23 protein-coding genes are annotated in these 24030 nt (G+C 71.1%); 15 read left to right on the forward strand and 8 right to left on the reverse strand.

From position 1 onward, the window contains the following. Positions 1 to 4: 4 nt before the first annotated feature. Positions 5 to 1483 carry a glutamate-cysteine ligase family protein gene (locus ABKA17_RS39580; protein WP_353697236.1) on the reverse strand — a complete coding sequence of 493 codons (1479 nt, stop codon included), beginning with the start codon at positions 1481 to 1483 and terminating at the stop codon, positions 5 to 7. A 185-nt stretch (positions 1484 to 1668) separates the two neighbouring features. Between ABKA17_RS39580 and ABKA17_RS39585 the strand changes: the two genes are divergently transcribed. Further along, positions 1669 to 2082, forward strand: coding sequence for a VOC family protein (locus ABKA17_RS39585; protein ID WP_353697237.1), 414 nt, complete (start codon positions 1669 to 1671; stop codon positions 2080 to 2082). Between the two features lie 89 nt (positions 2083 to 2171). Here ABKA17_RS39585 and ABKA17_RS39590 read toward each other — a convergent pair whose 3' ends face one another. Next, on the reverse strand, positions 2172 to 3167 hold the full coding sequence (locus ABKA17_RS39590; protein ID WP_353697473.1) for a LacI family DNA-binding transcriptional regulator: 996 nt from the start codon (positions 3165 to 3167) through the stop codon (positions 2172 to 2174). A gap of 178 nt (positions 3168 to 3345) precedes the next feature. Between ABKA17_RS39590 and iolC the strand changes: the two genes are divergently transcribed. Genes iolC through ABKA17_RS39635 form a run of 9 tightly spaced genes read left to right on the forward strand, consistent with a single transcriptional unit; the run spans position 3346 to position 13769 of the window. Next, complete coding sequence (gene iolC, locus ABKA17_RS39595; RefSeq protein ID WP_353697238.1) at positions 3346 to 4320, forward strand: 5-dehydro-2-deoxygluconokinase; 975 nt, start codon at positions 3346 to 3348, stop codon at positions 4318 to 4320. Beyond that, entirely contained in the window at positions 4301 to 5197 is an 897-nt protein-coding gene (locus ABKA17_RS39600; protein ID WP_502994521.1) for a Cgl0159 family (beta/alpha)8-fold protein, read from the forward strand. The genes iolC and ABKA17_RS39600 overlap by 20 nt, the downstream gene beginning before the upstream one ends. Beyond that, positions 5194 to 6069, forward strand: coding sequence for a 5-deoxy-glucuronate isomerase (gene iolB / locus ABKA17_RS39605; RefSeq protein WP_353697240.1), 876 nt, complete (start codon positions 5194 to 5196; stop codon positions 6067 to 6069). The genes ABKA17_RS39600 and iolB overlap by 4 nt, the downstream gene beginning before the upstream one ends. Further along, positions 6066 to 7943: a 3D-(3,5/4)-trihydroxycyclohexane-1,2-dione acylhydrolase (decyclizing) gene (iolD, locus tag ABKA17_RS39610; protein ID WP_353697241.1), complete on the forward strand. Its 1878-nt coding sequence runs from the start codon at positions 6066 to 6068 to the stop codon at positions 7941 to 7943. The genes iolB and iolD overlap by 4 nt, the downstream gene beginning before the upstream one ends. Positions 7944 to 7955: 12 nt before the next feature. After that, the gene (locus ABKA17_RS39615; protein ID WP_353697242.1) at positions 7956 to 9446 is read left to right on the forward strand and encodes a CoA-acylating methylmalonate-semialdehyde dehydrogenase; all 1491 of its coding nucleotides are present in this window, start codon (positions 7956 to 7958) and stop codon (positions 9444 to 9446) included. Between the two features lie 24 nt (positions 9447 to 9470). Next, on the forward strand, positions 9471 to 10421 hold the full coding sequence (locus ABKA17_RS39620) for a TIM barrel protein (protein ID WP_353697243.1): 951 nt from the start codon (positions 9471 to 9473) through the stop codon (positions 10419 to 10421). Positions 10422 to 10430: 9 nt separating this feature from the next. Then, on the forward strand, positions 10431 to 11852 hold the full coding sequence (locus ABKA17_RS39625; RefSeq protein WP_353697244.1) for a sugar porter family MFS transporter: 1422 nt from the start codon (positions 10431 to 10433) through the stop codon (positions 11850 to 11852). Between the two features lie 37 nt (positions 11853 to 11889). Continuing rightward, on the forward strand, positions 11890 to 12906 hold the full coding sequence (locus ABKA17_RS39630; RefSeq protein ID WP_353697245.1) for a Gfo/Idh/MocA family oxidoreductase: 1017 nt from the start codon (positions 11890 to 11892) through the stop codon (positions 12904 to 12906). After that, positions 12903 to 13769, forward strand: a complete 867-nt coding sequence (locus tag ABKA17_RS39635; protein WP_353697246.1) for a sugar phosphate isomerase/epimerase family protein — start codon at positions 12903 to 12905, stop codon at positions 13767 to 13769. The genes ABKA17_RS39630 and ABKA17_RS39635 overlap by 4 nt, the downstream gene beginning before the upstream one ends. A gap of 451 nt (positions 13770 to 14220) precedes the next feature. Here ABKA17_RS39635 and ABKA17_RS39640 read toward each other — a convergent pair whose 3' ends face one another. Further along, positions 14221 to 14841, reverse strand: coding sequence for a DUF6629 family protein (locus ABKA17_RS39640; RefSeq protein ID WP_353697247.1), 621 nt, complete (start codon positions 14839 to 14841; stop codon positions 14221 to 14223). Positions 14842 to 15064: 223 nt separating this feature from the next. Between ABKA17_RS39640 and ABKA17_RS39645 the strand changes: the two genes are divergently transcribed. Both ABKA17_RS39645 and ABKA17_RS39650 read left to right on the forward strand, forming a co-directional pair. Beyond that, positions 15065 to 16252, forward strand: a complete 1188-nt coding sequence (locus tag ABKA17_RS39645; protein ID WP_353697248.1) for an MFS transporter — start codon at positions 15065 to 15067, stop codon at positions 16250 to 16252. A 120-nt stretch (positions 16253 to 16372) separates the two neighbouring features. Continuing rightward, positions 16373 to 17104 carry a maleylpyruvate isomerase family mycothiol-dependent enzyme gene (locus ABKA17_RS39650; RefSeq protein ID WP_353697249.1) on the forward strand — a complete coding sequence of 244 codons (732 nt, stop codon included), beginning with the start codon at positions 16373 to 16375 and terminating at the stop codon, positions 17102 to 17104. 13 nt (positions 17105 to 17117) lie between these two features. On the opposite strand, the gene ABKA17_RS39655 is transcribed toward ABKA17_RS39650, so the two are convergent. After that, positions 17118 to 17516, reverse strand: coding sequence for a MarR family winged helix-turn-helix transcriptional regulator (locus ABKA17_RS39655; protein ID WP_353697250.1), 399 nt, complete (start codon positions 17514 to 17516; stop codon positions 17118 to 17120). Positions 17517 to 17603: 87 nt separating this feature from the next. On the opposite strand from ABKA17_RS39655, the gene ABKA17_RS39660 reads away from it, so the two are divergent. Further along, entirely contained in the window at positions 17604 to 19085 is a 1482-nt protein-coding gene (locus tag ABKA17_RS39660; protein ID WP_353697251.1) for an MFS transporter, read from the forward strand. Positions 19086 to 19128: 43 nt separating this feature from the next. Continuing rightward, complete coding sequence (locus ABKA17_RS39665) at positions 19129 to 19422, forward strand: DUF6332 family protein (protein ID WP_353697252.1); 294 nt, start codon at positions 19129 to 19131, stop codon at positions 19420 to 19422. Here the strand turns inward: ABKA17_RS39665 and ABKA17_RS39670 are convergent. The 3 genes from ABKA17_RS39670 to ABKA17_RS39680 form a co-directional block, all read right to left on the reverse strand. Continuing rightward, positions 19383 to 20048: a response regulator gene (locus tag ABKA17_RS39670; protein ID WP_353697253.1), complete on the reverse strand. Its 666-nt coding sequence runs from the start codon at positions 20046 to 20048 to the stop codon at positions 19383 to 19385. The two genes, ABKA17_RS39665 and ABKA17_RS39670, sit on opposite strands and share 40 nt — an antisense overlap. Further along, positions 20045 to 21274 (reverse strand): sensor histidine kinase, encoded by a 1230-nt coding sequence (locus ABKA17_RS39675; protein ID WP_353697254.1) that lies wholly within the window; start codon positions 21272 to 21274, stop codon positions 20045 to 20047. The genes ABKA17_RS39670 and ABKA17_RS39675 overlap by 4 nt, the downstream gene beginning before the upstream one ends. A gap of 92 nt (positions 21275 to 21366) precedes the next feature. Further along, a complete protein-coding gene (locus tag ABKA17_RS39680) occupies positions 21367 to 22083 on the reverse strand; it encodes a TetR/AcrR family transcriptional regulator (RefSeq protein ID WP_353697255.1) in 717 nt (238 codons plus the stop codon). A 133-nt stretch (positions 22084 to 22216) separates the two neighbouring features. Here ABKA17_RS39680 and ABKA17_RS39685 point away from each other — a divergent pair, with 133 nt between their 5' ends. After that, positions 22217 to 22669, forward strand: a complete 453-nt coding sequence (locus tag ABKA17_RS39685; protein ID WP_353697256.1) for a nitroreductase family deazaflavin-dependent oxidoreductase — start codon at positions 22217 to 22219, stop codon at positions 22667 to 22669. Here ABKA17_RS39685 and ABKA17_RS39690 read toward each other — a convergent pair. Further along, entirely contained in the window at positions 22659 to 23897 is a 1239-nt protein-coding gene (locus ABKA17_RS39690; protein ID WP_353697257.1) for a geranylgeranyl reductase family protein, read from the reverse strand. The two genes, ABKA17_RS39685 and ABKA17_RS39690, sit on opposite strands and share 11 nt — an antisense overlap. Positions 23898 to 24030 lie beyond the last annotated feature (133 nt).

Consider the following 24030-nt stretch of genomic DNA (forward strand, 5'->3'; position numbering starts at 1 on the left):
GGCCTCAGTCCACGGGCCAGGTGTGCGCGGCCGCGTTGAGATGCATGAAGTCCATGTAGGACGAGGTCATCCGGCGCAGCGCCTCCTGGCGGTCGAAGACGCCCTCCTTCTCCATGTGGTGCACCGTCTCCGTCTGCCACACGGCGCCGTTGCGAGCCGTGACACAGCGCTGTTCGACGATGCCCAGCAGGGGTTCGCGCCACTCCGTGTCCATGCCGGCCAGCTCCAGGCCGCGGTGGGCCAGCGGCAGCAGCCGCCGCAACACCAGTTCCGTGACCGGGACTTCACCGACGCCCGGCCAGTACAGCCGGGCGTCGATGCCGTCGCGGGCCGCCGCGTGGAGGTTCTCCTCGGCGACCGCGAAGGACATCCGCGTCCACACCGGCCGGTCCTCGTCGACCAGGGCGCGGGTCAGCCCGTAGTAGAAGGCGCCGTTGGCGATGATGTCGGCCACCGTGGGTCCGGCGGGCAGGACCCGGTTCTCGATGCGCAGATGCGGTCCGCTGTCGGTGACGGCGTAGATGGGGCGGTTCCAGCGGTAGATCGTGCCGTTGTGGAGGGTCAGTTCGCCCAGCTCCGGGACGCCGCCGCCGTCCAGCACCTCCTGGGGGCTCTCCTCGTCGCACACCGGCAGCAGCGCGGGGAAGTAGCGCACGTTCTCCTCGAACAGGTCGAAGACGCTGGTGATCCACCGCTCACCGAACCACACCCGGGGCCGTACTCCCTGGGCCTTGATCTCCTGCGGGCGGGTGTCGGTGGCCTGCTCGAACAGGGGGATACGGGTCTCGCGCCACAGCTCCCGGCCGAAGAGGTAGGGCGAGTTGGCCGCGAGCGCGATCTGCACGCCCGCGACGGCCTGCGCCGCGTTCCAGTAGTCCGCGAACTCCCTGGGGGCGACCTGGAGATGGAACTGGGTGCTGGTGCAGGCGGCCTCCGGGGTGATGGCGTCGGCGTACATCGCCAGGCGCTCCACGCCGTCCACCCGGATCCGCAGGTCCTCGCCCCGCGCCGCGAAGATCTGCTCGTTGAGCAGCCGGTAGCGCGGATCACCGGACAGGGCGTGCTCACCGACGTCGCCCTCCCCCAGCGTGGGCAGGATGCCGATCATGATCAGATGCGCGCCCACGGCCGAGGCGCGTTCCTCGGCGTGATTGAGCGCGTCACGGATCGCCTGTTCCCAGGCGCCGGGCCCGCCGGCCGTCAGCTCGCGGGGCGGGATGTTGATCTCCAGGTTGAAGCGCCCCAGCTCGGTCGACCAGGCGGGGTCGGCGATGGCCTGGAGCACCTCGGTGTTCCGCATCGCCGGCAGCCCGTCGTCGTCCACCAGGTTGAGCTCGATCTCCAGCCCGACCTGCGGACGCTCGCTCTCGAAGCCCGACTCGCGCAGCATCTGCGCGAGCACGTCCAGGCAGGTGTGCATCTTGTCCCGGTACCTGCGGCGGTCCTCCCGCGTGAACACCAGGGCCGGCACGTCACGTCCCATCGTGCCCTCCGAGTCCCCTCGGCGGATGTCTCTCGTCCCAGCGTCGCACTTCGAGCGCGCCCGGGACAGTCAAGGAGCGAGGGAGCGGGGTGAGCGGCGCGAACGGGACGGCTCGGAGTGCCGTTGTCAGTGCCCCGCGCTAGCCTCCCGACTATTGGCTCTTCACCCCGTTCCGGGAGGGTTTCATGGGCTCGCGACTCAATCCGTACCTCAGCTTCGACGGCGACGCCCGCCAGGCGATGGAGTTCTACGAGGAGGTCTTCGGCGGCACGCTCACGCTCAACACGTTCGGTGCCTTCGGGCAGCCGGACGCCCCCGAGGCCGACAAGATCATGCACGGCATGCTGGAGACCCCGAGCGGCTTCACCCTGATGGGCGCCGACACCCCGCCCGGCATGGAGCACACCCCCGGCACCAACTTCTCCGTGAGCCTCAGCGGTGACGACGACGCCGAACTGCGCGGCTACTGGGAGAGACTCTCGGCCGACGGGACGGTGTCCGTGCCGCTGGAGAAGCAGATGTGGGGCGATGTCTTCGGCATGTGCACGGACCGCTTCGGCATCCCGTGGATGGTCAACATCACCGCGTCACAGGGCTGAGCGCGGCCGGTACCCGATGACCCGGGGCCCCACGGCCGATACCCGGGTGACCGGCGGTCCTACGGCCGGCGCCCCGGTGATCGGCGGTCCTACGCCTGGGGCGCGGGCCCGCTGGTCCCCCTGACCACCAGCTTGGGATCCAGCACCGCCTCGCGCGGCTCCAGCTCCGGGTTCTCCAGCCGCTCCACGGCGAACCGCACCGCGTGCTCGGCCATCAGCACCGCGTCCTGACGTACGGTCGTCAGCCCGATCGGCATCAGATGCGAGAGGTGGCTGTCGTCGTAGCCGACGACGGACATGTCCCGCGGCACCTCCACGCCGCCCCGGGTCAGCGCCATCAACAGGCCCATGGCGCACCGGTCGTTGCCCGCGAGGACCGCCGTCGGCAAGGGCATGCCCTGGTCACGCTCCGCCAGCAGCAACCGGCCGGCCTCGATGCCGGCCTGCTCGGTGTGCTCGCCGGGCACGACCCGCGCCTCCGCCTCCAGCCCGTGCCGGCGCATCGCCGCCCGATAGGACCGGCGCCGGTCGGCGGAACCGGGGCCCCGCCCGCCGTCGATGTGCACGATCCGCCGGTGGCCCTGTTCCACCAGGTGGTCCATGGCCTGCCGGACGCCCTTGCCCTCGGCGCTGTGCACGAAGTCCACCCGGGCACGCGGCACCCGACGGCTCACCGAGACGGTGGCCACCCGCTGGCCGAGCTCGTCGAGATAGGCGGGCTCGGCGTCGGGACCCAGCAGGATCAGCGCCTCGCAGCGGTGGCCGAGCAGCGCCTCACACGCCTTCTCCTCGCTGCGGCCCAGCGCGGTGGCGGAGAGCAGGACGTCGTAGCCGAGCCGTTCCGCCTCCGGATAGATCCCCTCGATGAGATCCGTCTGGAAGGTCTGGTGCACGGTGAACATCACGCCGATCGTGCGGCTGCGGCCCCTCGCCAGCAGCCGGGCCGCGCTGTCGGGCCGGTAGCCGATCTCGTCGGCGACCTTCAGCACCCGCCGCCGGGTCTCGTCGCTCGCCCCCGGCTGGTTCCGGAACACGATCGAGACAAGCGCCCGGGAGACGCCCGCCTTCTCGGCGACGTCCGCCATCGTGGGCCGCTGCTTGCCCGATGCATCCACCTGTGAACCCACCCTCCGACGGCGCCCACCTTAACGGGCTCCCGAGAAATCCCTCGGCGACAAGCTATTGACATGACATTTGGACAGGGGTCATCGTACTCGCACTAGAGCGCGCTAGTAGAGCGCGACAGGAAGGGAAGATCCAGCGATGCCGTTCGAAGTGCTGACCATGGGCCGGGTGGGAGTGGATGTGTATCCGCTTCAGACAGGGGTGGGGCTGGCCGAGGTCACGTCGTTCGGCAAGTACCTGGGAGGCAGCCCGACGAACGTGGCCGTGGCCGCCGCCCGGTACGGCCGCTCGGCGGCCGTGATCACGAAGACCGGCCGGGACCCGTTCGGCGACTTCGTCCGGACGGCCCTGGACGGGTACGGCGTGGACGGCCGGTACGTCGGCACCTCGGACATCGCGCCGACACCGGTGACGTTCTGCGAGATCTTCCCGCCGGACGACTTCCCGCTGTACTTCTACCGGCTGCCGAAGGCCCCCGACCTGGACATCGAACCGGGTGAGCTGGATCTGGACGCGGTGCGGGAGGCACGGGTCTTCTGGATGACCGGGACCGGGCTGAGCGAGGAGCCGAGCCGGTCGGCGACGTTGGCGGCGCTGGCGCATCGGGCGAAGGCCGGGACGACGGTGTTCGACCTGGACTGGCGACCGGCGTTCTGGAAGGACACAACCTGGGCTGATCCGGCCGAGGCCCGCACGTACTACGCCGAGGCTCTTCGGCACACCACGATCGCGGTCGGCAACCTCGACGAGTGCGAGGTGGCCACCGGTGAGCGCGAGCCGTACGCCGCCGCGAAGGCGCTGCTGGCCGCCGGAGTGGAGCTGGCGGTGGTGAAGCAGGGCCCCAAGGGTGTGCTGGCCATGGACCAGGACGGTACGGCCGTCGAGATCCCGCCGGTCCCGGTGGACGTCGTCAACGGCCTCGGCGCCGGTGACGCCTTCGGCGGGGCGCTGTGCCACGGGCTGCTGTCCGGCTGGGACACCCACCGCACGGTCGCCTTCGCCAATGCCGCCGGCGCCATCGTCGCGGGCCGGCTGTCGTGCTCCGACGCGATGCCGACCGAGGCCGAAGTGACCGCGAAGCTCCGGAACACCCATGCCCAGCGAGAGGTGTGACGCCGTGCTGTCCGAGAACGTGAGCCGGATCGTGGCGGCCCGGGTCAATGACCCCGGTGCCGTCGCTGCGGCCGCCGCGCGCCGGGTGAGGGCCACCTCCCCGTTCGGCGAGCACGGCAAGACGATGATCATCGCGGCCGACCATCCGGCACGCGGCGCCAACGGCGTGGGGTCCGATCCGACCGCCATGGCGGATCGCTTCGAGTTGCTGGACCGGCTGTGCGTGGCGCTGGAACGGCCCGGTGTGACAGGGGTGCTGGCGACCGCCGACATCCTCGAGGATCTGCTCCTGCTCGGCGTGCTCGACGGCAAGAGCGTCTTCGGGTCCATGAACCGTGCGGGCCTCGCGGGTTCGGTGTTCGAGATCGACGACCGGTTCACCGGGTACGACGCCGAGACGATCGCCGCGATGGGCTTCGACGGCGGCAAGATGCTCACCCGTATCGCCCTGGGTGACCCTTCGACGCCGTCCGTCCTGGAGAACACGGCACGGGCCGTCAACGAGCTCAACGACCGTCGTCTCATCGCGATGGTCGAGCCGTTCGTCTCGGTGTGGCAGGACGGCGGGATCCGTAACGACCTGTCGACCGACGCCGTCGTCAAGTCGGTCACCATCGCCTCGGGGCTGGGCCGCCGCAGCGCCTACACCTGGCTGAAGCTGCCGGTCGTGGAGGGCATGGAGCGCGTGCTGGCCGCCTCCACACTCCCGGCGCTGCTCCTGGGCGGTGAAGTGACCGACGCGGAGGCCGCCTTCGCGTCCTGGGGCAGGGCGCTGAGGCAGCCCACCGCGCAGGGCCTGGTCGTCGGGCGGTCGCTGCTCTACCCGGCGGGCGGCGATGTGGCGGGCGCGGTGGACAAGGCGGTGAGCCTGCTGTGAGCGACGCGAGCAAGTACCACCTGCCGAAGGGGACTTCGGCCGACGGCCCCTATGACGTGTCGGTCACGCCCGGGTCGGCGGGCTGGGGACACTCCGGGCTCAGGATCCTGCCCCTGGGCCCGGGCGAGGCGCACGCCCTGTCCACCGGGGACTGCGAGTTCCTGGTCCTTCCGTTGAACGGTGGCTGCACGGTCACGACCGGCGGGGAGACCTTCGAACTCCGGGGCCGTTCCGACGTGTTCGGCTCCGTCACCGACTTCGCGTACCTCCCCCGCGAGTCGGAGGCCCTGATCAGCAGCGCGGCCGGCGGCCGGTTCGCGCTGCCCACAGCCCGTACCGGGCGGAGCTCACTCTCCGCCCGGTACGGGCCCAAGGAAGGCGTGCCCATCGAGCTGAGGGGGGCAGGCGCGTGTTCCCGGCAGGTCAACAACTACTGCCTGCCGGGGACGTTCGACGCCGAGCAGCTCCTGGTGTGCGAGGTGCTCACGCCCGGCGGCAACTGGTCCTCGTACCCGCCGCACAAGCACGACGAGGCCCGGCCGGGCGTGGAGTCGGAGCTGGAGGAGATCTACTACTTCGAGGTCTCCGGCGACGGGAGCGGCTTCGGCTACCAGCGGGTGTACGGCACCCCCGAGCGGCCCATCGACGTACTCGCCGAGGTCCGCTCCGGCGACACCGTCCTCATCCCGCACGGCTGGCACGGGCCGTCGATCGCGGCGCCCGGCTACGACCTCTACTACCTCAACGTCATGGCCGGTCCCGGCCAGGACCGCGCCTGGCTGATCTGCGACGACCCCGCCCATGGCTGGGTGCGGGCCACCTGGCGGTCCCAGGACGTCGACGACCGCCTGCCTTTCGGAGCGAACCGATGAACACCGTCCGACTCACCACCGCGCAGGCCCTGGTGCGGTTCCTGGCCAACCAGTACAGCGAGCGCGACGGCCAGGAGCAGCGCCTCGTCCCCGGGGTGTGGGGCATCTTCGGGCACGGCAACGTCGCCGGCATCGGCCAGGCGCTCCTCCAGGCCGCGGTCACCGAAGAGGCCGACCTCCCCTACTACCTGGCCCGCAACGAACAGGGCATGGTCCATGCCTCGGTCGCCTACGCCAAGATGCGCGACCGGCTGGCCACGTTCGCCTGCACGGCCTCCACCGGTCCCGGCTCGACGAACATGATCACCGGCGCGGCTCTCGCCACCACCAACCGGCTGCCGGTCCTGCTCCTGCCCTCCGACATGTTCGCCACCCGCGCCGCCGACCCCGTCCTCCAGCAGCTGGAGGACACCCGGGCCGGGGATGTCACCGTCAACGACGCCTTCCGCGCCGTGTCCAAGTACTTCGACCGCGTCCAGCGACCCGAACAGCTCATCCCGGCCGCGCTCGCAGCGATGCGGGTACTGACCGACCCGGTCGAGACCGGCGCCGTCACCCTCGCTCTCCCGCAGGACGTACAGGCCGAGGCCTACGACTGGCCGGTGGACTTCTTCCGGCGGCGGGTGTGGCACGTCGGCCGGCCCGTGCCCGAGCCCGCCGCCGTCGAACGGGCCGCGCGGCTCCTGCGCAACGCCGAGAAGCCGCTGATCGTCGTCGGCGGAGGCGCGGTGTACTCCGGCGCCGAGACCGCCCTGCGGGCCTTCGCCGAAGCCACCGGTATCCCCGTCGCCGACACCCACGCCGGCAAGGGCGCGGTGCCCTGGGACCACCCCTGCGCGGTCGGCGGCATCGGCTCGACCGGCGCCTGTGCGGCGAACGAACTGGCGCGCGACGCGGATGTGGTGCTCGGTATCGGCACCCGCTACTCCGACTTCACCACCGCGAGCCGCACCGTCTTCGGCCACCCGGACGTCACCTTCGTCAACCTCAACGTCGCCCGCCTCGACGCCGTCAAGCACTCGGCGGAACCACTGGTCGCGGATGCCCGACTGGGCATCCAGGCCCTCGCCGCGGCCCTGACCGGCTGGGAGGTACCGGACGGCCATCGCACGCAGACCCGTGAACTCATCGCCCGCTCCAGGGAGATCGAGAACCGGTGCTTCAGCGTCGGCCACGGCCCGCTCCCCGCCCAGACCGAGATCCTCGGCGCCCTCAACGACGTGCTCGACGACCGTGCCGTGGTCATCAACGCGGCCGGCTCCATGCCCGGCGACCTCCAACAACTCTGGCGGGCCCGCGATCCGAAGGCCTACCACGTCGAGTACGCCTACTCCTGCATGGGCTACGAGGTCGCCGCCGGTGTCGGCGCCAAGATGGCCGACCCCTCCCGCGAGGTCGTCGTACTCGTCGGCGACGGCTCATATCTGATGATGGCTCAGGAGATCGTCACCATGGTCTCCGAAGGCCTGAAGGTCATCATCGTCCTCGTCCAGAACCACGGGTTCGCCTCCATCGGCGCCCTGTCGGAGTCCCTCGGCTCACAACGCTTCGGAACCAAGTACCGCTTCCGGAACGGCGATTCGGGCCACTTGGACGGCGGCATCCTGCCCGTCGACCTCGCCGCCAACGCGGCCTCGCTCGGCGCGGACGTCCTGCACGCCGCCTCCGTCGAGGAGTTCCGCAGCGCCATGGAAAAGGCCCGGGCGGCAACCCGGACGACCGTGGTCCACGTCGAGACCGACCTGTACGGCCCCAACCCGCCCGGCCACGGCTGGTGGGACGTCCCGGTCAGCCAGGTCTCCGCCCTGGAGAGCACCCGTGCCGCCTACGACACCTACGCCTCCCACAAGCAGTCCCAGCGCCACTACCTGTAAGGAACCCTCACCGTGAGCACCATCCCCCACTGGATCAACGGCGGCCCGGTCACCGGCCAGGAGACCGCTGCCGTCTTCAACCCGGCCACCGGCGCCGAGCAGGCCCGAGTCGCCCTCGGTGGCGCCGCCGAGGTGGACGCCGCCGTCACCGCCGCCGCGCAGGCCTTCGAGACCTGGTCGGAGTCCTCCCTCTCCCAGCGCACCCAGGTGATGTTCGCCTTCCGCCAGCTCCTTGTGGAACACGAGAAGGAGCTCGGCCGGATCATCTCCGCCGAGCACGGCAAGACCGTCGACGACGCCCGCGGCGAGATCACCCGAGGCCGGGAGGTCGTGGAGTACGCCTGCGGCCTCGGCGACGTCCTCAAGGGCTCCTTCTCCGACCAGGTCTCGCGCGGCGTGGACGTCCACGACTTCCGCCAGCCGCTCGGCGTGGTCGCGGGCATCACCCCGTTCAACTTCCCGGCGATGGTGCCCCTTTGGATGCACCCCATCGCCATCGCCACCGGCAACACCTTCATCCTCAAGCCCTCCGAGCGCGACCCCTCCGCCGCCAACTTCGTCGCCGACCTCTACCAGAGGGCGGGCCTGCCGGACGGCGTGTTCAACGTCGTCCACGGCGGCAAGGACGCCGTCGACGCGATCCTCACCCACCCCGGGATCGAGGCGGTGTCGTTCGTCGGGTCGACTCCGATCGCCAAGTACGTCCACGAGCAGGCCACTTCACACGGCAAGCGCGTCCAGGCCCTCGGCGGCGCCAAGAACCACGCCGTCGTCCTGCCCGACGCCGACCTCGAGTTCGCCGCCAACCACATCACCGCCGGCGCCTACGGCTCCGCCGGTGAACGCTGCATGGCCGTCTCCGTCGCCGTAGCGGTCGGCGACGCGGCCGACCGTCTCGTCGAGGTCCTGGAGCGCAAGGCCCGCGAGGTGAAGGTCGGTCCCGGGGACCAGTCGGGCGTGGAGATGGGGCCGCTGGTCACCAAGGCCGCGCAGGAGCGCGTCGAGAACGCGGTCGGGACCGCGGCCGCCCAGGGCGCCACGGTCGTCGTCGACGGGCGTGGGCTGAAGGTCGACGGCCACGAGAACGGCTTCTTCACGGGCCCCTCCCTCCTGGACCACGTCACCACCGAGATGGAGGCGTACCAGGAAGAGCTCTTCGGCCCGGTCCTCGCCGTCGTCCGCACGGACACCCTCGACCAGGCCATCGACCTCATCAACGCCAACCCCTACGGCAACGGCACCGCCCTGTTCACCGCCTCCGGTGAGGCCGCCCGCCGCTTCCAGCGCAAGGTCAAGGTCGGCATGATCGGCGTCAACGTCCCCGTGCCCGTGCCGATGTCGTACTACTCCTTCGGCGGCTGGAAGGACTCCCTCATCGGCGACAACCCCGTCCACGGCCCCGAGGGCATCCGCTTCTACACCCGCCCCAAGGTCGTCACCACCCGCTGGCCCCAGCAGGAACGGCAGGTCGCCGCGGGCTTCGACTTCCCCACCTCCAGCTGACCTCTCCCCCTTAAGGACAGACCAATGGCAACGGCGCCATCCCCGCTCCGCACCGTCGCGGGCAACCTCTGCCTGGGCTCCGCCCCCGACTCCTGGGGCGTCTGGTTCCCCGAGGACGAGCACCAGGTGTCGTACACCCGCTTCCTCGACGAGCTGGCGGCGGCCGGGTACGAGTGGCTCGAACTCGGTCCCTACGGCTATCTCCCCACCGAGCCGCGGCGGCTGAAGGAGGAGCTGGACCTGCGCGGACTGAAGGTCTCCGGTGGCACCGCCTTCGGTGCGCTGCACCGCCCCGAGGCCTGGGACGAGATGCTCGCCCATGTCCGGCAGGTCGCCGCGCTGACCGCCGCCGCGGGCGCCCACCACCTGGTGTTCATCCCGCCGATGTACCGGGACGAGAAGACCGGCGCGTTCACCGAGTCGCCGGAGCTGACCGCCGAGCAGTGGGCGGGCTTCGGACGGGCCGCCGACCGGCTCGGGAAGCTGCTGCTCGACGAGTACGACGTGCGGCTCGTCATCCACCCGCACGCCGACAGCCACATCCAGACCCAGCCGGAGATCGAGCGGCTGCTGAACGAGTCCGACTCCCGCTACACCAACCTGTGTCTGGACACCGGGCACGTGGCCTACGGCGGCGGGGACAACCTGAACCTGATCCGCCGGTTCGGCGAGCGGGTCGGGTACGTCCACATCAAGCAGATGGACCCGGAGATCCTCGCCCAAGTCGCCGCCGAGGACCTGTCGTTCGGCGAGGCCGTCAAGCGCGGGGTGTGCGTGTCGCCGCCCGCCGGGGTGCCGAAGCCCGCCGACGTGGTGGCCGAACTCGCCCGGCTGGACGCCGAGTTGTTCGTGATCGTCGAGCAGGACCTGTACCCGTGCGCCCCCGAGGTGCCGCTGCCCATCGCGGTGAGCACGCGCGAACACCTCGCCGGTTGCGGCCTGTCGGGGACCCGACGCCCGAACGACGACCGCTAGGAGGTGGCCATGGACGTCAGGGACGACACGACCCAGGCCCCCACGGTCACGGAGGCACCCCCGCCCGCCGTCTCCCGGCGGCTGCGGCTCATCACCGTCATCGCCACGTTCGGCGGACTCCTCTTCGGCTATGACACCGGCGTCATCAACGGCGCCCTGCCCTATATGACCGACGACCTCGGTCTGACCCCGTTCACCGAGGGCATGGTCACCAGTTCGCTGCTGCTGGGCGCGGCCCTGGGCGCGATCACCGGCGGCCGGCTGTCGGACGCGCGCGGACGGCGTCGTACGATCCTCGTCCTCGCCGTGGTGTTCTTCGTCGGCGCGCTGGGGTGCACCCTCGCGCCGAACACGGCGGTGATGGTCGTGGCGCGGTTCGTGCTGGGGCTCGCGGTCGGTGGCGCGTCGGTGACGGTGCCCGTCTACCTCGCGGAGATCTCGCCCGCCGAGCGGCGGGGCGCGCTGGTCACCCGTAACGAACTCATGATCGTCAGCGGGCAGTTGCTGGCCTTCACCTCCAACGCGGTCATCGCCCGGGTGGGCGGGGAGTCCGGTGGTGTCTGGCGGTGGATGCTCGTACTCGCCACCGTGCCGGCCGTGGTGCTGTGGTTCGGCATGCTGGTGATGCCCGAGAGCCCGCGCTGGCTGGCCTCCAGGGCCCGCTTCGGTGAGGCGCTGGAGGTGCTCAAGCAGGTGCGCTCGCGGCAGCGGGCCGAGGCCGAGCTGAGCGAGGTGTCCGCGCTCGCCGTCAAGGAGGAGCAGGAGAAGCTCGGCGGCTGGCGTGACATGAGGGCCACGCCGTGGGTGCGCAAGCTGATGTTCGTCGGCTTCGGCATCGCGATCGTGCAGCAGATCACCGGCGTCAACACGATCATGTACTACGGCACGGAGATCCTCACCGACGCCGGCTTCACCTCCGACAGCGCGCTGACCGCGAACATCGCCAACGGTGTCATCTCGGTGCTGGCCACGTTCGTCGGCATCTGGCTGCTGGGTCGGGTCAGTCGGCGCCCGATGCTGATGACCGGTCAGATCGGTACGACGGCGGCCTTGTTGCTGATCGGCGTGTTCTCCCTGACGCTGCCCGCGGGTGACGGACGGGCGTACGCCGTGCTGGCGATGACCGTCACCTTCCTCGCCTTTCAGCAGGGGGCGATCTCACCGGTGACCTGGCTGATGCTGTCGGAGATCTTCCCGATGCGGATGCGCGGCTTCGGGATGGGGGTCGCGGCCGTGGTGCTGTGGCTGACCAACTTCCTGATCGGGCTGGTCTTCCCGTCCCTGGTCGACGCGATCGGGGTCTCCAACACCTTCTTCCTCTTCGTGGTGGCGGGCTTCTTCTCGCTCGCCTTCGTGAAGCTCTACGTCCCCGAGACCAAGGGCCGCACCCTCGAAACCCTCGAAGCCGAACTCCGGGCGCGCTTCTCCTGAACTCCCCTCCTCCTCAAAGGAATGCAAGGAAACGACTATGACCGTACGAGTAGGTGTCATCGGCGCCGGCTGGATCGGCAAGGAACACATCCGGCGGCTCACCGAGACCGTCACGGGTGCCCGCGTCACCGCGGTCACCGACCTCGACGCCGCCCGCGCCGAGGAGGCGGCGGCGCCGGTCGGGGCCCGGGTGCTGGCGGACGGCGCGGCCGTGATCGCGTCCGACGAGGTGGACGCGGTTCTCGTGACCTCGTGGGGCCCCACGCACGCCGAGCACGTCCTGAACGCGATAGCCGCCGGGAAGCCGGTGTTCTGCGAGAAGCCGCTGGCGACGACCGCCGAGGACTGTCTGAGGATCGTCGAGGCCGAGGCGGCCCTCGGCCGGCGCCTGGTCCAGGTCGGCTTCATGCGCCGCTACGACGTCGGCTACCGGCGGATGAAGGAGGTCATCGACTCCGGTCGCATCGGGGAGCCGCTGATCGTGCACTGCGCGCATCGCAACCCGAGCGTCCCGAAGTCGTACACCTCCGCCATGGCCGCCCTGGACACGGCGGTGCACGAGGTGGACGTACTGCGCTGGCTGCTCGACGACGAGATCGTCTCTACCCAGGTGCTCACCCCGCGCGCCACGAGCAAGCGGTTCGCGCACCTCAGGGACCCGCAGATCATGCTCTTCGAGACCGCCAAGGGCGTCCGGATCGATCTGGAGGTCTTCGTCAACTGCCAGTACGGCTACGACATCCAGTGCGAGGCGGTCGGCGAGGAGGGGCTGGTCCGGCTGCCCGACCCGGCCGCGGTCGGCCTGCGCAGCGCGGGGCGGCACAGCACCGAGGTGCTCACCGACTGGGTGGGCCGGTTCGCGGACGCCTTCGACACCGAGTTCCGTGAGTGGGTCGCGACCGTCGCCGCCGGCGCCGAACCCACCAGCCCCTCGGCCTGGGACGGTTACGCGGCCACCGTCATCACCAGCGCGACGGTCGAGGCCCTGGAGTCGGGCCGTGTCGTCGCCACCGACCTCAAGCCCCGTCCCGCCTTCTACGGAGGTGCCGCGTGAAGATCGCCCTCGATCCGTACATGTTCCGCGCCCTGCCGATCGACGACATGGTGCGCACGGTCGCCGAACTCGGCTACGAGTACATCGAGTTGTCGCCCCGCGACGACTTCATGCCGTTCTTCCTGCACCCGCGGGCGGACGACGAGCGGATCGCCGAGCTCAAGAACTCCCTGCGCAGGCACGGCGTTCAGCTGTCGTCGGTGCTGCCGCTCTACAAGTGGTCGTCCCCGGACGAGACCGAGCGGCAGGCGGCCGTCCGCTACTGGCGGCGGATGATCGAGATCACCGCGGACCTCGAATGCCCCCTGATGAACTCGGAGTTCAACGGCCGGCCCGAGCGCGCGGCGCAGAGCGAGGCGGCGTTCTGGCGCTCGCTGGAGGAACTGCTGCCGGTGTTCGAGCGGGAAGGCATCGCTCTGAACCTGGAGGCCCACCCGGACGACTTCTGCGAGGAGAACACCCCCGCGGTCGACCTGGTCCGCGCGATCAACAAGCCGTGGGTGAACTACCTCTACTGCGCGCCGCACTCCTTCCACCTGTCCGGGGCCGATCCGGGCGCCGACATCGCGGCGATGATGCGCTACGCCGGCGACAAGCTCCGGCATGTGCACATCGCCGACTCCTTCAACCACAAGGGCTCCTCGGGCCTGCGGTACATCCTCAACCCGCCCGGCACCACCGCCCGCATCCACCAGCACCTCGACATCGGTCAGGGCGAGGTCGACTGGGACGCCTTCTTCGGCACCCTGCGCGACCTCGACTTCGACGGCGTCGCCACCGCCTGTGTGTTCGCGTGGGAGGAACGGGCCCACGAGTCCTCGGCGTTCATGCTCGACCGCATCACCAAGGAGCTCGCCTCCTGACTGCGGGCGGCGGGGACCCGGAGCTCCTGGCACGCGAGCTGCCGCCCCTGGACGGTGTCGAGGAGCCGTAGCCCCACAGCGGTGACGTTCTCCTTCGGGGACCCGAGCCCGTACCTCGGGCGGGTCCGCGAGGCGACCGGCGGCCCCTTCACCGACCGCCGCACGTGAGCTCTCTCTCGCGGAGCCCCCTCGCTCCCGCCGGAACCCCAGATCGACGTTCGGGTCCACCCCGCGCGGTCGCCTCGTCGCTGCTCTGTCGACGAGGACCGTACGGGGTGCTCCCGCGCGGTATGTACAGGTCTCCCCTGAGTCGGCGCAGCGGTGTCACACGGCTGCGGATCCGTGACGGCTCACCAGTGTTCATGGCCCCCACCCTGCGCCCAGGGTGGCCGCCCCAACCAGGCCTCTCCTGCTGGGAGGACCGGGGATCCCGGTAGCAACACCACCACGGTCAGCGGGAATACGCGGGCCTCCGGCGAGCCCACCCGAACACCACCACCGAGCACACCGCCGCGAACGCGCACCAGGTCGACACGAACTCCAGCCGCCACAGCGCCCAGCACACCAGCGCGCCCACCGCGGCCAGCAGCCCGAACCCGAACAGCCAACGGTCACCGGAGAGCAGCAGAGAGCCGATCGTGGCGACGAGGTAGCCCGCGACGAGGACTTCCGTGTGCGAGAGACCGAGGACGTAGCCGACCGTATGACCGCGGATCTCGGCGCGCACCGGGCGGTCGGCGATGGCGTACGCCATCACGGCGGCGGTCACGACGCCGCACACCAGGGGCACCGCCGGCCGGGCGCGCGCCGACCGCGGCGCCGCGCACAGGACGGCGACCGGTACCCACACCGCCAGCAGCGGAAGGGCGATCACCGCCCAGACGACCGTGGCGGGCCCGGTCCCGCCCCCGTTCTCCCAGACGAGGGCCTCGACCAGCTGATGCGCACCGAGCAGCAACGGCACCGCGGCCATCGGGAGATCGCCGACCCTGCGCACCCGCGCCACACAGGCCACCCCCACACCGGCGATCCCGGCACCGGCAACGAGATCGGCCGTCGCACTCCAGCACATGGCACCACCATGACAACCTTCCGGCACAGGTGCACCCCGTGCCCCGTCGGACGGGCGGGGAGTACCCCGGCCCCGGTGCGCGCACGCACGGATACCGCAGCAGGCCCCGAGGGCGCCCCTGACGGCGGCCGGCGCCCACGGCGAGAACGCCCTTGCCCCAACACGCCGGCCCACCTAGCCTGACTTTGTGCCGCAAATAAACAAAACCCGAACGCACAACGTCGTGCCGGGCAACCCGCTCACCCGACTCCGCGTGGTCCTCACCGTCTTCTTCGCCCTCGACGGCTTCGTCTTCGCCGGCTGGGTCGTCCGTATTCCCGACATCAAGGAACAGACCGACGCCACCGCCGGCACCCTCGGCCTCGCCCTGCTCGGCGTCTCCGCCGGTGCCGTGATCACGATGATGCTCACCGGCCGCCTCTGCCGCCGCTACGGCAACCACCAGGTCACCGTCGTCTGCGCTGCGCTCCTCTCCCTCAGCGTGGCCCTGCCGCCACTGACCCACTCGCCCCTGACCCTCGGCATCGTGCTGCTGCTCTTCGGCGCGGCGTACGGCGGGATCAACGTCGCCTTCAACAGCGCCGCCGTGGACCTGGTCACCACCCTCAGGCGTCCGATCATGCCCAGCTTCCACGCCGCCTTCAGCCTCGGCGGCATGGTCGGCGCCGGGCTCGGCGGCATCGTCGCCGCGCACCTGTCGCCCACCCGGCACCTGCTCGGCATCACCGTCATCGGACTGGCCGTGACAGCCGTCGCGGGACGGCAGCTGCTGCGCATCGAACCGCCCGTCCCGCGCGAGCGCACCGAACCGCGGAAGGGTCCCCGGCGCCGGCTGGACGGCCGGACCCGTGGACTGGTGATCGTCTTCGGCCTGATCGCCCTGTGCACGGCGTACGGCGAGGGCGCCATGGCCGACTGGGGCGCGCTGCACCTCAAGGAGGACCTCGACGCCTCGGCCGGGGTCGCCGCCGCCGGCTACTCCTGCTTCGCGCTCACGATGACCATCGGCCGGCTGACCGGGACGACGCTGCTCGAGCGGCTGGGCCGTACCCGCACGGTGATCGTGGGAGGCAGTACCGCGGCGGCCGGGATGCTGCTCGGCTCGCTGGCCCCCGCGTTGTGGGCGGCGCTCCTGGGCTTCGGGGTCGCGGGGCTCGGTCTCGCCAACCTCTTCCCGGTGGCCGTCGAACGCGCGGGCACCCTCGCCGGCCCCACCGGCGTCGCCATCGCCTCCACGCTCGGCTACGGCGGCATGCTCCTCGGGCCGCCCGCCATCGGCTTCATGGCCGACTGGTTCTCGCTGCCCGCAGCGCTCACCAGCGTGGCGGTCCTCGCGGCGGTGGCCGCGGCGATCGGCTTCGGCACCCGCCGGGCCGAGGCGGACGCCACCCCTCAGCACGGCAGCGCCTGAGTCACCGCCGCCGCGCCCCCTCCGCCGCCAGGCCCGCGCCCGGCTCCCGTACGTGCCGAGCGACGGAGCCACAAAAAACACCACCTCCTGGGCCCCGCGCCATGCGGCAGACTCACTTCCATGGAGACTGCCGAGTTCATCCGAATCCTCGACCAGGAAGGCCGGTTGCTGACCGCGGCCGCCGAGCAGGCCGGGACCGGTGCCAAGGTGCCGACCTGTCCGGAGTGGCAGGTGCGGGACCTGCTACGGCACACGGGAGCCGTGCATCGCTGGGCGGCGGGGTTCGTCGCCGAGGGGCACACCACGCCCCGGCCCTTCGAAAAGGCCCCCGACCTCGACGACGGCGAACTCCTGGCGTGGTACCGGCAGTCGTACCAGAGCCTCGTCGACACCCTCGCCTCGGCCGCACCCGACGTGGAGTGCTTCCAGTTCCTGCCCGCGCCGTCCCCGCTCGCGTTCTGGGCGCGCAGGCAGGCGCACGAGACCACGGTGCACCGCTTCGACGCGGAGGCGGCGCGGGGCGGTACACCGAGCGACATCGCGCCGGAGTTCGCCGCCGACGGCATCGACGAGCTGCTGACCGGCTTCCACGCCCGCTCCAGGAGCCGGGTGCGCAGCGAGACGCCCCGGGTCTTGCGGGTGCGGGCCACGGACACCGAGGGCGCGGTGTGGACCGTACGACTGACCGAGGAACCGCCCGCGACCGAGCGGAACGCGCTGGGAGACGCGGAGTGTGAAATCGCGGGGCCCGCAGGGCAGTTGTACCTGTCGCTGTGGAACCGTGTGCCGTTCCCGGGTGTCACCGGCGACGGTTCGCTCGCGGAGCTGTGGCGCGAGAAGTCCGGGATCTGAGTACCGGGGCCGGTCAGTCCGCGGTCAGCATCCTCGTCAGTACCGCACGCTGTACGGGCAGCGCCTCGCCGTGCAGCGTGCGCCCCTTCGCCGTCAGCGCCACCCGGACGCCCCGCCGGTCCTCCGGGCACAGCGCGCGCTCGACGAGTCCGTCCTTCTCCAGCCGGGCGATCAGCCGCGACAGCGCGCTCTGGCTCAGATGGACCCGCTCGGCGATCTCCTGCACCCGGTAGGAACAGCCGCCACCGGTCGCGCGCCGCCCGTCGGCGAGCACGTCGAGCACCTCGAAGTCGCTGGCGCACACGCCGTGTTGATGCAGTGCGCGGTCGAGCTCGCACTGTGTTCGGGCATGCAGGGCCAACATGTCCCGCCACTGCTCCACGAGCGCCTGCTCCGCCTTCTTGGCCGCCATGCGGGGCACCGTAGCAGAGAGCGGAAATTATTGCACCGTAATTAAATGCCCTTGCATTCAATGCATGCGCATGTAGTGTCTTGGGACATGACCTCTCCGCTCACCACCTCAGTGCCCGACGGGCGCTGGACTCCCCGACTGTGGGGCACCCTGCTGGTGCTCTGCGCCGCGATGTTCCTGGACGCGCTCGACGTGTCGATGGTCGGCGTGGCACTGCCCTCCATCGGTGCCGACCTCGGCCTGTCGACCTCGACCCTGCAATGGATCGTCAGCGGCTACATCCTCGGGTACGGCGGTCTGCTGCTGCTCGGCGGTCGCGCCGCCGACCTGCTGGGCCGGCGCCAGGTGTTCCTGGTCGCCCTCGGCGTCTTCGCGGTCGCCTCCCTGCTCGGCGGGCTCGTCGACTCCGGGCCGCTGCTGATCGCCAGCCGCTTCATCAAGGGCCTCAGCGCCGCGTTCACCGCACCCGCCGGCCTGTCCATCATCACCACGACCTTCGCCGAAGGCCCGCTGCGCAACCGGGCGTTGGCCATCTACACCACCTGCGGCGCCACCGGCTACTCGATGGGCCTGGTCTTCTCCGGCCTGCTCACCGAAGCCAGTTGGCGGTACACCATGCTGCTGCCCGCCCCCGTCGCGCTCATCGCCCTGATCGCCGGCCTGAAGCTGCTGCCGCGCAGCGAACGCGAACAGAACACCGGCGGCTACGACATCCCCGGCGCCGTCCTCGGTACGACCTCGATGCTGTTGCTGGTCTTCACCGTCGTCCAGGCACCGGAAGCCGGCTGGGGCTCGGCGCGCACGCTCCTGTCCTTCCTCGCCGTCATCGTCCTGCTGGCCGCCTTCGTGGCCGTCGAACGACGCAGCCCCAGCCCGCTGATCCGGCTCGGCGTCCTGCGCTCCGGCCCTCAAGTCCGGGCCCAGCTGGGAGCGTTGACGTTCCTCGGCAGCTACATCGGCTTCCAGTTCCTGGTCACCCTCTACATGCAGCAACTGCTCGGCTGGTCGGCTCTGCACACCGCACTGGCCTTCCTGCCGGCGGGTGCGCTGGTCGCGCTCTCCGCGACCAAGGTGGGCGCGGTCATCGACCGGTTCGGCACCCCGCGGCTCATCGTGGTCGGCTTCGCGCTGATGGTCGTCGGCTATCTGCTGTTCCTGCGCATCGACCTCGACCCGGTCTACGCCTCGGTGATCCTGCCGACCATGCTGCTGGTCGGCGCCGCCTTCGCCCTGACCTTCCCCTCGCTCAACGTCCAGGCCACCAACGGCGTCGACGAACACGAGCAGGGCATGGTCTCGGGGCTGCTCAACACCTCGGTCCAGGTGGGCGGCGCGCTCTTCCTGGCCGTGGTCACGGCGGTGCTGACGGCGAACGCCCCCGCGGAGGGCGCCTCCCGGGAGGCGATCCTCGACAGCTACCTCCCCGGTCTGACGGTGGTCACCGGCATCGCGGTCGCGGGCCTGCTGATCTCGCTGACCGGACTGCGCGTCCGGCCGCGCCGCAAGTCGGTCGTGGTCGCCGGGTCCACATCCCAGGAGGAGGCGGAGCGCGTACCCGTACGCGACTGAGAAGGGGGCGCCTCCCCCACCGCGCGCCTGTGACACTTGTCGTATGACTGAGCACGGGGGACGACGGAACAAGGCCGAGCGGGACGCGATCACCGTCGAGATCGGATACGCACTGGTCAGCGCCGCGTTCGCGGCGGCGGTCCTGTTCGGGGCGCTCGCGGGCCCGGCGCTGCTCTTCGAGCTGCCGGACACGCTGGAGATGCTGTCGATCCGCGCGGGCACGGTGCTCGCGCCGGTGCTGTTCGTGGCCCGGACCGTCAGCGTACTGATCCGTTTCCGGCAGGGGGACACCACCGCTCAGCCCAGCCACCCCGGCCGCACCAACCCCGACTCATAGGCCAGCACGACGAGTTGGGCCCGGTCACGGGCCCCCAGCTTCACCATCGTGCGGCTGACGTGGGTCTTCGCGGTGAGCGGGCTGACCACCAGGCGCCGGGCGATCTCCTCGTTGGACAGGCCGATGCCGACCAGGGCCATCACCTCCCGCTCCCGCTCGGTGAGTTGGCCGAGCGCGTCGCCCGCCGCGGGCTCCTTGGAACGGGCCGCGAACTCGGCGATCAGCCGCCGCGTCACACCCGGCGAGAGCAGCGCGTCCCCCTCGACCACCGCCCGCACGGCACGCAACAGCTCCTCCGGCTCGGTGTCCTTGACCAGGAAGCCGGAGGCGCCCGAGCGGAGTGCCTCGAAGACGTACTCGTCGAGCTCGAAGGTGGTGAGCATGACCACCTTGACGCCCGCCAGCCCCGCGTCGTCGCTGATCCTGCGGGTCGCGGCGAGCCCGTCGAGGCCGGGCATCCTGATGTCCATCAGGACGACGTCCGGGCGCAGTTCACGCACCCGGCGCACTGCCTCCTCACCGTCGGAGGCCTCGCCGGCCACCTCGATGTCGGGCTGCGCGTCGAGCAGCGCCCGGAACCCGGCCCGGACAAGTGACTGGTCGTCGGCGAGCAGTACGCGGATCACCGGATCTCCTTCACTGTGAGCGGCAGCACGGCGAGCACCCGGAAACCTCCGTCGGGACGCGGCCCGGCCTCGATCGTGCCACCCAGCGCCGCGGCCCGCTCCCGCATTCCGGCAAGGCCGTTGCCACTGCCACCCGCGTCGCCGCCGGTCGCGGGTCCGTCGTCGTCGATACGCAGCCGTAGCGTCGTCCCGTCACCGTGCTCGACGCACACGCGCGCGTGCCGCGATCCCGAATGCCGTACGACATTGGTGAGGGCCTCCTGGACGATACGGAACGCGGCGAGATCCGTGCCGGGCGCGAGCTTCGGGAGCTCTCCCTCGACCTCGACGGTCAGGCCCGCGCTCGCCGCCTGCTCCACCAGTTCCGGCAGCCGGTCGAGCCCGGGTGCCGGGGCGCGCGGCGCGTCTCCGGGTGTGCGCAGTGTGTCGAGGACCTGGCGGACCTCGCCGAGCGCCTCCTTGCTGGCGGCCTTGATGGTGGTGAGCGCCGTGCGCGCCTGTTCGGGGTCGCTGTCGAGGAGCGCGAGGCCGACGCCGGCCTGCACGTTGATCACGGAGATGCTGTGCGCGAGGACGTCGTGCAGCTCGCGGGCGATCCGCAGCCGCTCCTCGTCGGCCCGCCGCCGTGCCGCCTGTGCCTGTTCGGCCCGCTCCTTGGCCCACTGCTCACGGCGGGTCCTGGCCAGCTCCGCCAGGGCCACGATCGCGATCCCCCAGGCCGCGACCACGCCCTCCGACCCCCAGGAGGCGGCGGCGTCCCCGGACGGCGGCAGCCACTGGTAGAGCCAGTGGGCCACCAGCACATGCCCGGCCCAGAGCAGCCCCAGTGCCGTCCAGGCGGCCCTGCGGTCTCCCGCGACGATGGCGCTGAAGCAGCCCAGGGCGAAGGTCACGAAGACCGGTCCGTAGGGGTATCCGGCGCCGAGGTAGAGCATCGTGGCGGCCGCCGTGCCGAACACCACGACCACCGGGTGCCGCAGCCGCCACAGCAGCAGCGCGGCCGCCACGAAGAGCAGCACGCGCGCGAAGACGTCGAGGTGGGCTCGCTCGTCCGCCTGCTGGCGGGCCGCGAAGTTCGACCCGGCCAGCACGAAGACCGTGACCAGCACGGTGGACCGCCAGGGCCACCGGGACGCCCTGTCCGCCTGGCCCCAACGGTTCCACCACGTCGGCCCGTGCCACCACCACAGGGGCGGACCGCCCCCGGACCCGCGCTGCTCGTCCATGCCCGCCACGCTAGACGCCACCGACCGCCCGGGACGTCAGCCGAGCGTGGTGACCACACGTACTCCCCGCGAAGTACGGCGCGGGGACCCCGTCAGGATCCGGCGGCGGCGCCGGTCCGCCGGGGCACCAGTCCCACCCCGTGGCCGAGCCGGGTCGCGGCGTGCCGGAAGAAGGTGTCGCGGTCCTCGACGACGCGGTGGAACTGGCCGAACAGCTCGAAGCCCACCAGCCCGAAGAGCTGGGCCCAGGCCGCGACGAGCGCCGCCGCCGACTCCGGCGGCAGGTCGGGGGCCAGGTCGGCGGCCATCCGTTCGGCTTCGGGGCGCAGCTCCGCGGCCAGCGGAGGCTCGGTCAGAGTGCCCTCCTGGTGGGCGTCGCGGACGATGCCGATGAGGACCAGGCCCACGCGGGCGGCGGCCGGGACGGTGGTGTCGGGGGCGGTGTAGCCGGGGACCGGGGAGCCGTAGATCAGCGCGTACTCGTGGGGATGCCGCAGCCCCCAGCCCCGTACCGCCTCGCACACCGCGGTCCAGCGCTCGGCGGGCCCGGCGGCCGCGGCCTGGTCGCGCGCCGCCTCGGCGTCCGCCCCCAGGGAGTTGTAGGAGTCGATGATGAGCTCGGTGAGCAGGTCGTCGCGGCTGGGGAAGTACCGGTACAGCGCGGAGGAGACCATCCCCATCTCACGCGCGACGGCCCGCAGCGAGAGCTTGGCGGCGCCTTCCGCGGCGAGCTGCCGGCGTGCCTCGTCCTTGATGGCGGCGGTGACCTCGATCCGGGCGCGGGCCCGGGCTCCCTGTGCGGTGCTCATGCGCCTCAGTCTCCCACAGAAGCAGAGCAGTGCACACAATCGAGAGCACTGCTCTTGATTTGGAGCGCCGCTCCGTGCAGACTGGTCCCACCGAAAGCGAGAGCACTGCTCTCTCGAACTCACAGGGGTCACCATGTCGTCGTCGCCGTACTACCTCAAGGGCAGCCCGCTCAACGTCCGCTTCAACAGCCTCATGGGCTGGCTGGCCCGGCACGGCCTCAGCCTCGCGGGCATGGCGGAGATGTCGGTGCGCGGCCGCAAGAGCGGCAAGATGCAGCGGATCCCGGTCAACCCGCACACGTACGACGGCACGCAGTACCTCGTCTCGGCCCGCGGCCACTCCCAGTGGGTGCGCAACATGCGGGTGGCCGGCGGCGGGGAGCTGCGGGTCGGCCGCAAGGTCCGGGAGTTCACCGCGGTGGAGCTTCCCGACGAGGAGAAGCTCGCGATCCTGCGGACCTACCTGGAGAAGTGGGGCTGGGAGGTCAACCAGTACTTCCAGGGGGTCACCGCGAAGTCCTCCGACGAGGAGATCCTCGCGGCGGCCCCGGACCACCCCGTCTTCCGGATCACCGTCAGGAAGTGACCTCGTCGGCGCCCGGCTCCGGCCGCCGGTCCAGCCCGGTCAGCACCCGCTGGGCCAGGGGACGGTGACGCACGAGCTCACCCAGCGACGTGGACCCGCGGGTGATCTCCATGAACGCCCGCCAGGCCGGCCTGAATCCGGTCAGCGCCGCGTGGAAGAGGCCCGGCCGGCGCTCGAACGCCATCAGCAGCTTCTTGCCGACGCTCATCTCCACGCCCAGCCCCGCCTTGATGGCGAACGCGTAGTTCAGGGCCTGGCGGCGGGCGTCCACGGCGTCGTGCGCCTCGGCGATCCGCACCGCCCACTCCCCCGCCAGCCGGCCCGAGCGCAGCGCGAACGAGATGCCCTCGCGCGTCCAGGGCTCCAGCAGCCCGGCCGCGTCCCCGCACACCAGCACCCGGCCACGGGACAGCGGCGAGTCGTCGGCCCGGCAACGCGTCAAGTGACCTGAGGACACGCTCGGTTCGAAGCCGGCGAGGCCGAGCCGGGCGACGAAGTCCTCCAAGTACCGCTTGGTGGCGGCGCCTTCACCGCGAGCCGAGATCACCCCGACCGTGAGCGTGTCCCCCTTGGGGAAGACCCAGCCGTAACTGCCGGGCATCGGGCCCCAGTCGATGAGCACCCGCCCCCGCCAGTCCTCGGCGACGGTCTCCGGCACCGGGATCTCCGCCTCCAGCCCCAGGTCCACCTGGTCGAGCTTCACCCCGACATGCGCTCCTATACGGCTGGCACTGCCGTCCGCGCCGACGACGGACCGCGCGAGCACCGTCTCACCGCCCTGGAGGACCACGGCGACGGTGCGCCTGTCCGGCACCGCCGAGCCGTGCTGCTCCACCCGCTGCACGGTGACGCCCGTACGCAGCTCGGCGCCCGCCTTCTGGGCGTGCTCGACCAGTTGCTGGTCGAACTCGGGCCGGTTGATCAGCCCGAACAGCATCTGCTTGGAGCGACGGGTGCGGGTGAAGCGGCCGTTGTGCGAGAACGTCACGGCGTGCACCCGGTCCCGCAGCGGCAGTTCGAAGCCGGGCGGCAGGGCGTCCCGGGAGGGGCCGATGATGCCGCCGCCGCACGTCTTGTAGCGCGGCAGCTCGGCCTTCTCCAGCAACAGCACACGCCGGCCGGCCACCGCCGCCGCGTACGCGGCCGAGGCACCCGCGGGCCCCGCACCCACCACGACGACGTCCCACACCTGCCGGGCGTCGTCCGCCGAAGAGTTCTCGCTGGTCACGATGGTCTACTGCTCCGATCAAGCCGCTTGCCGATCCTGCCTACCGCATCCTACGACCGCCATCGTCGCAGGCCATCGGCCCCGGGCCGCTGTGGGAGGATCTCCGTACCCACATGTACAACGTCGCACCCAC

Origin of the sequence: Streptomyces sp. RG80, assembly GCF_040446465.1 — a bacterium.
Taxonomy (GTDB): domain Bacteria; phylum Actinomycetota; class Actinomycetes; order Streptomycetales; family Streptomycetaceae; genus Streptomyces.

What these genes read in the sequence shown, in the direction of transcription:
- ABKA17_RS39580 (WP_353697236.1), bottom strand. Translation starts at nt 1,483, where the DNA reads ATGGGACGTGACGTGCCGGCCCTGGTGTTCACGCGGGAGGACCGCCGC.
- ABKA17_RS39585 (WP_353697237.1), top strand. Translation starts at nt 1,669, where the DNA reads ATGGGCTCGCGACTCAATCCGTACCTCAGCTTCGACGGCGACGCCCGC.
- ABKA17_RS39590 (WP_353697473.1), bottom strand. Translation starts at nt 3,167, where the DNA reads ATGGCGGACGTCGCCGAGAAGGCGGGCGTCTCCCGGGCGCTTGTCTCG.
- iolC (WP_353697238.1), top strand. Translation starts at nt 3,346, where the DNA reads ATGCCGTTCGAAGTGCTGACCATGGGCCGGGTGGGAGTGGATGTGTAT.
- ABKA17_RS39600 (WP_502994521.1), top strand. Translation starts at nt 4,301, where the DNA reads ATGCCCAGCGAGAGGTGTGACGCCGTGCTGTCCGAGAACGTGAGCCGG.
- iolD (WP_353697241.1), top strand. Translation starts at nt 6,066, where the DNA reads ATGAACACCGTCCGACTCACCACCGCGCAGGCCCTGGTGCGGTTCCTG.
- ABKA17_RS39620 (WP_353697243.1), top strand. Translation starts at nt 9,471, where the DNA reads ATGGCAACGGCGCCATCCCCGCTCCGCACCGTCGCGGGCAACCTCTGC.
- ABKA17_RS39625 (WP_353697244.1), top strand. Translation starts at nt 10,431, where the DNA reads ATGGACGTCAGGGACGACACGACCCAGGCCCCCACGGTCACGGAGGCA.
- ABKA17_RS39630 (WP_353697245.1), top strand. Translation starts at nt 11,890, where the DNA reads ATGACCGTACGAGTAGGTGTCATCGGCGCCGGCTGGATCGGCAAGGAA.
- ABKA17_RS39640 (WP_353697247.1), bottom strand. Translation starts at nt 14,841, where the DNA reads ATGTGCTGGAGTGCGACGGCCGATCTCGTTGCCGGTGCCGGGATCGCC.
- ABKA17_RS39650 (WP_353697249.1), top strand. Translation starts at nt 16,373, where the DNA reads ATGGAGACTGCCGAGTTCATCCGAATCCTCGACCAGGAAGGCCGGTTG.
- ABKA17_RS39655 (WP_353697250.1), bottom strand. Translation starts at nt 17,516, where the DNA reads ATGGCGGCCAAGAAGGCGGAGCAGGCGCTCGTGGAGCAGTGGCGGGAC.
- ABKA17_RS39660 (WP_353697251.1), top strand. Translation starts at nt 17,604, where the DNA reads ATGACCTCTCCGCTCACCACCTCAGTGCCCGACGGGCGCTGGACTCCC.
- ABKA17_RS39665 (WP_353697252.1), top strand. Translation starts at nt 19,129, where the DNA reads ATGACTGAGCACGGGGGACGACGGAACAAGGCCGAGCGGGACGCGATC.
- ABKA17_RS39675 (WP_353697254.1), bottom strand. Translation starts at nt 21,274, where the DNA reads ATGGACGAGCAGCGCGGGTCCGGGGGCGGTCCGCCCCTGTGGTGGTGG.
- ABKA17_RS39680 (WP_353697255.1), bottom strand. Translation starts at nt 22,083, where the DNA reads ATGAGCACCGCACAGGGAGCCCGGGCCCGCGCCCGGATCGAGGTCACC.
- ABKA17_RS39685 (WP_353697256.1), top strand. Translation starts at nt 22,217, where the DNA reads ATGTCGTCGTCGCCGTACTACCTCAAGGGCAGCCCGCTCAACGTCCGC.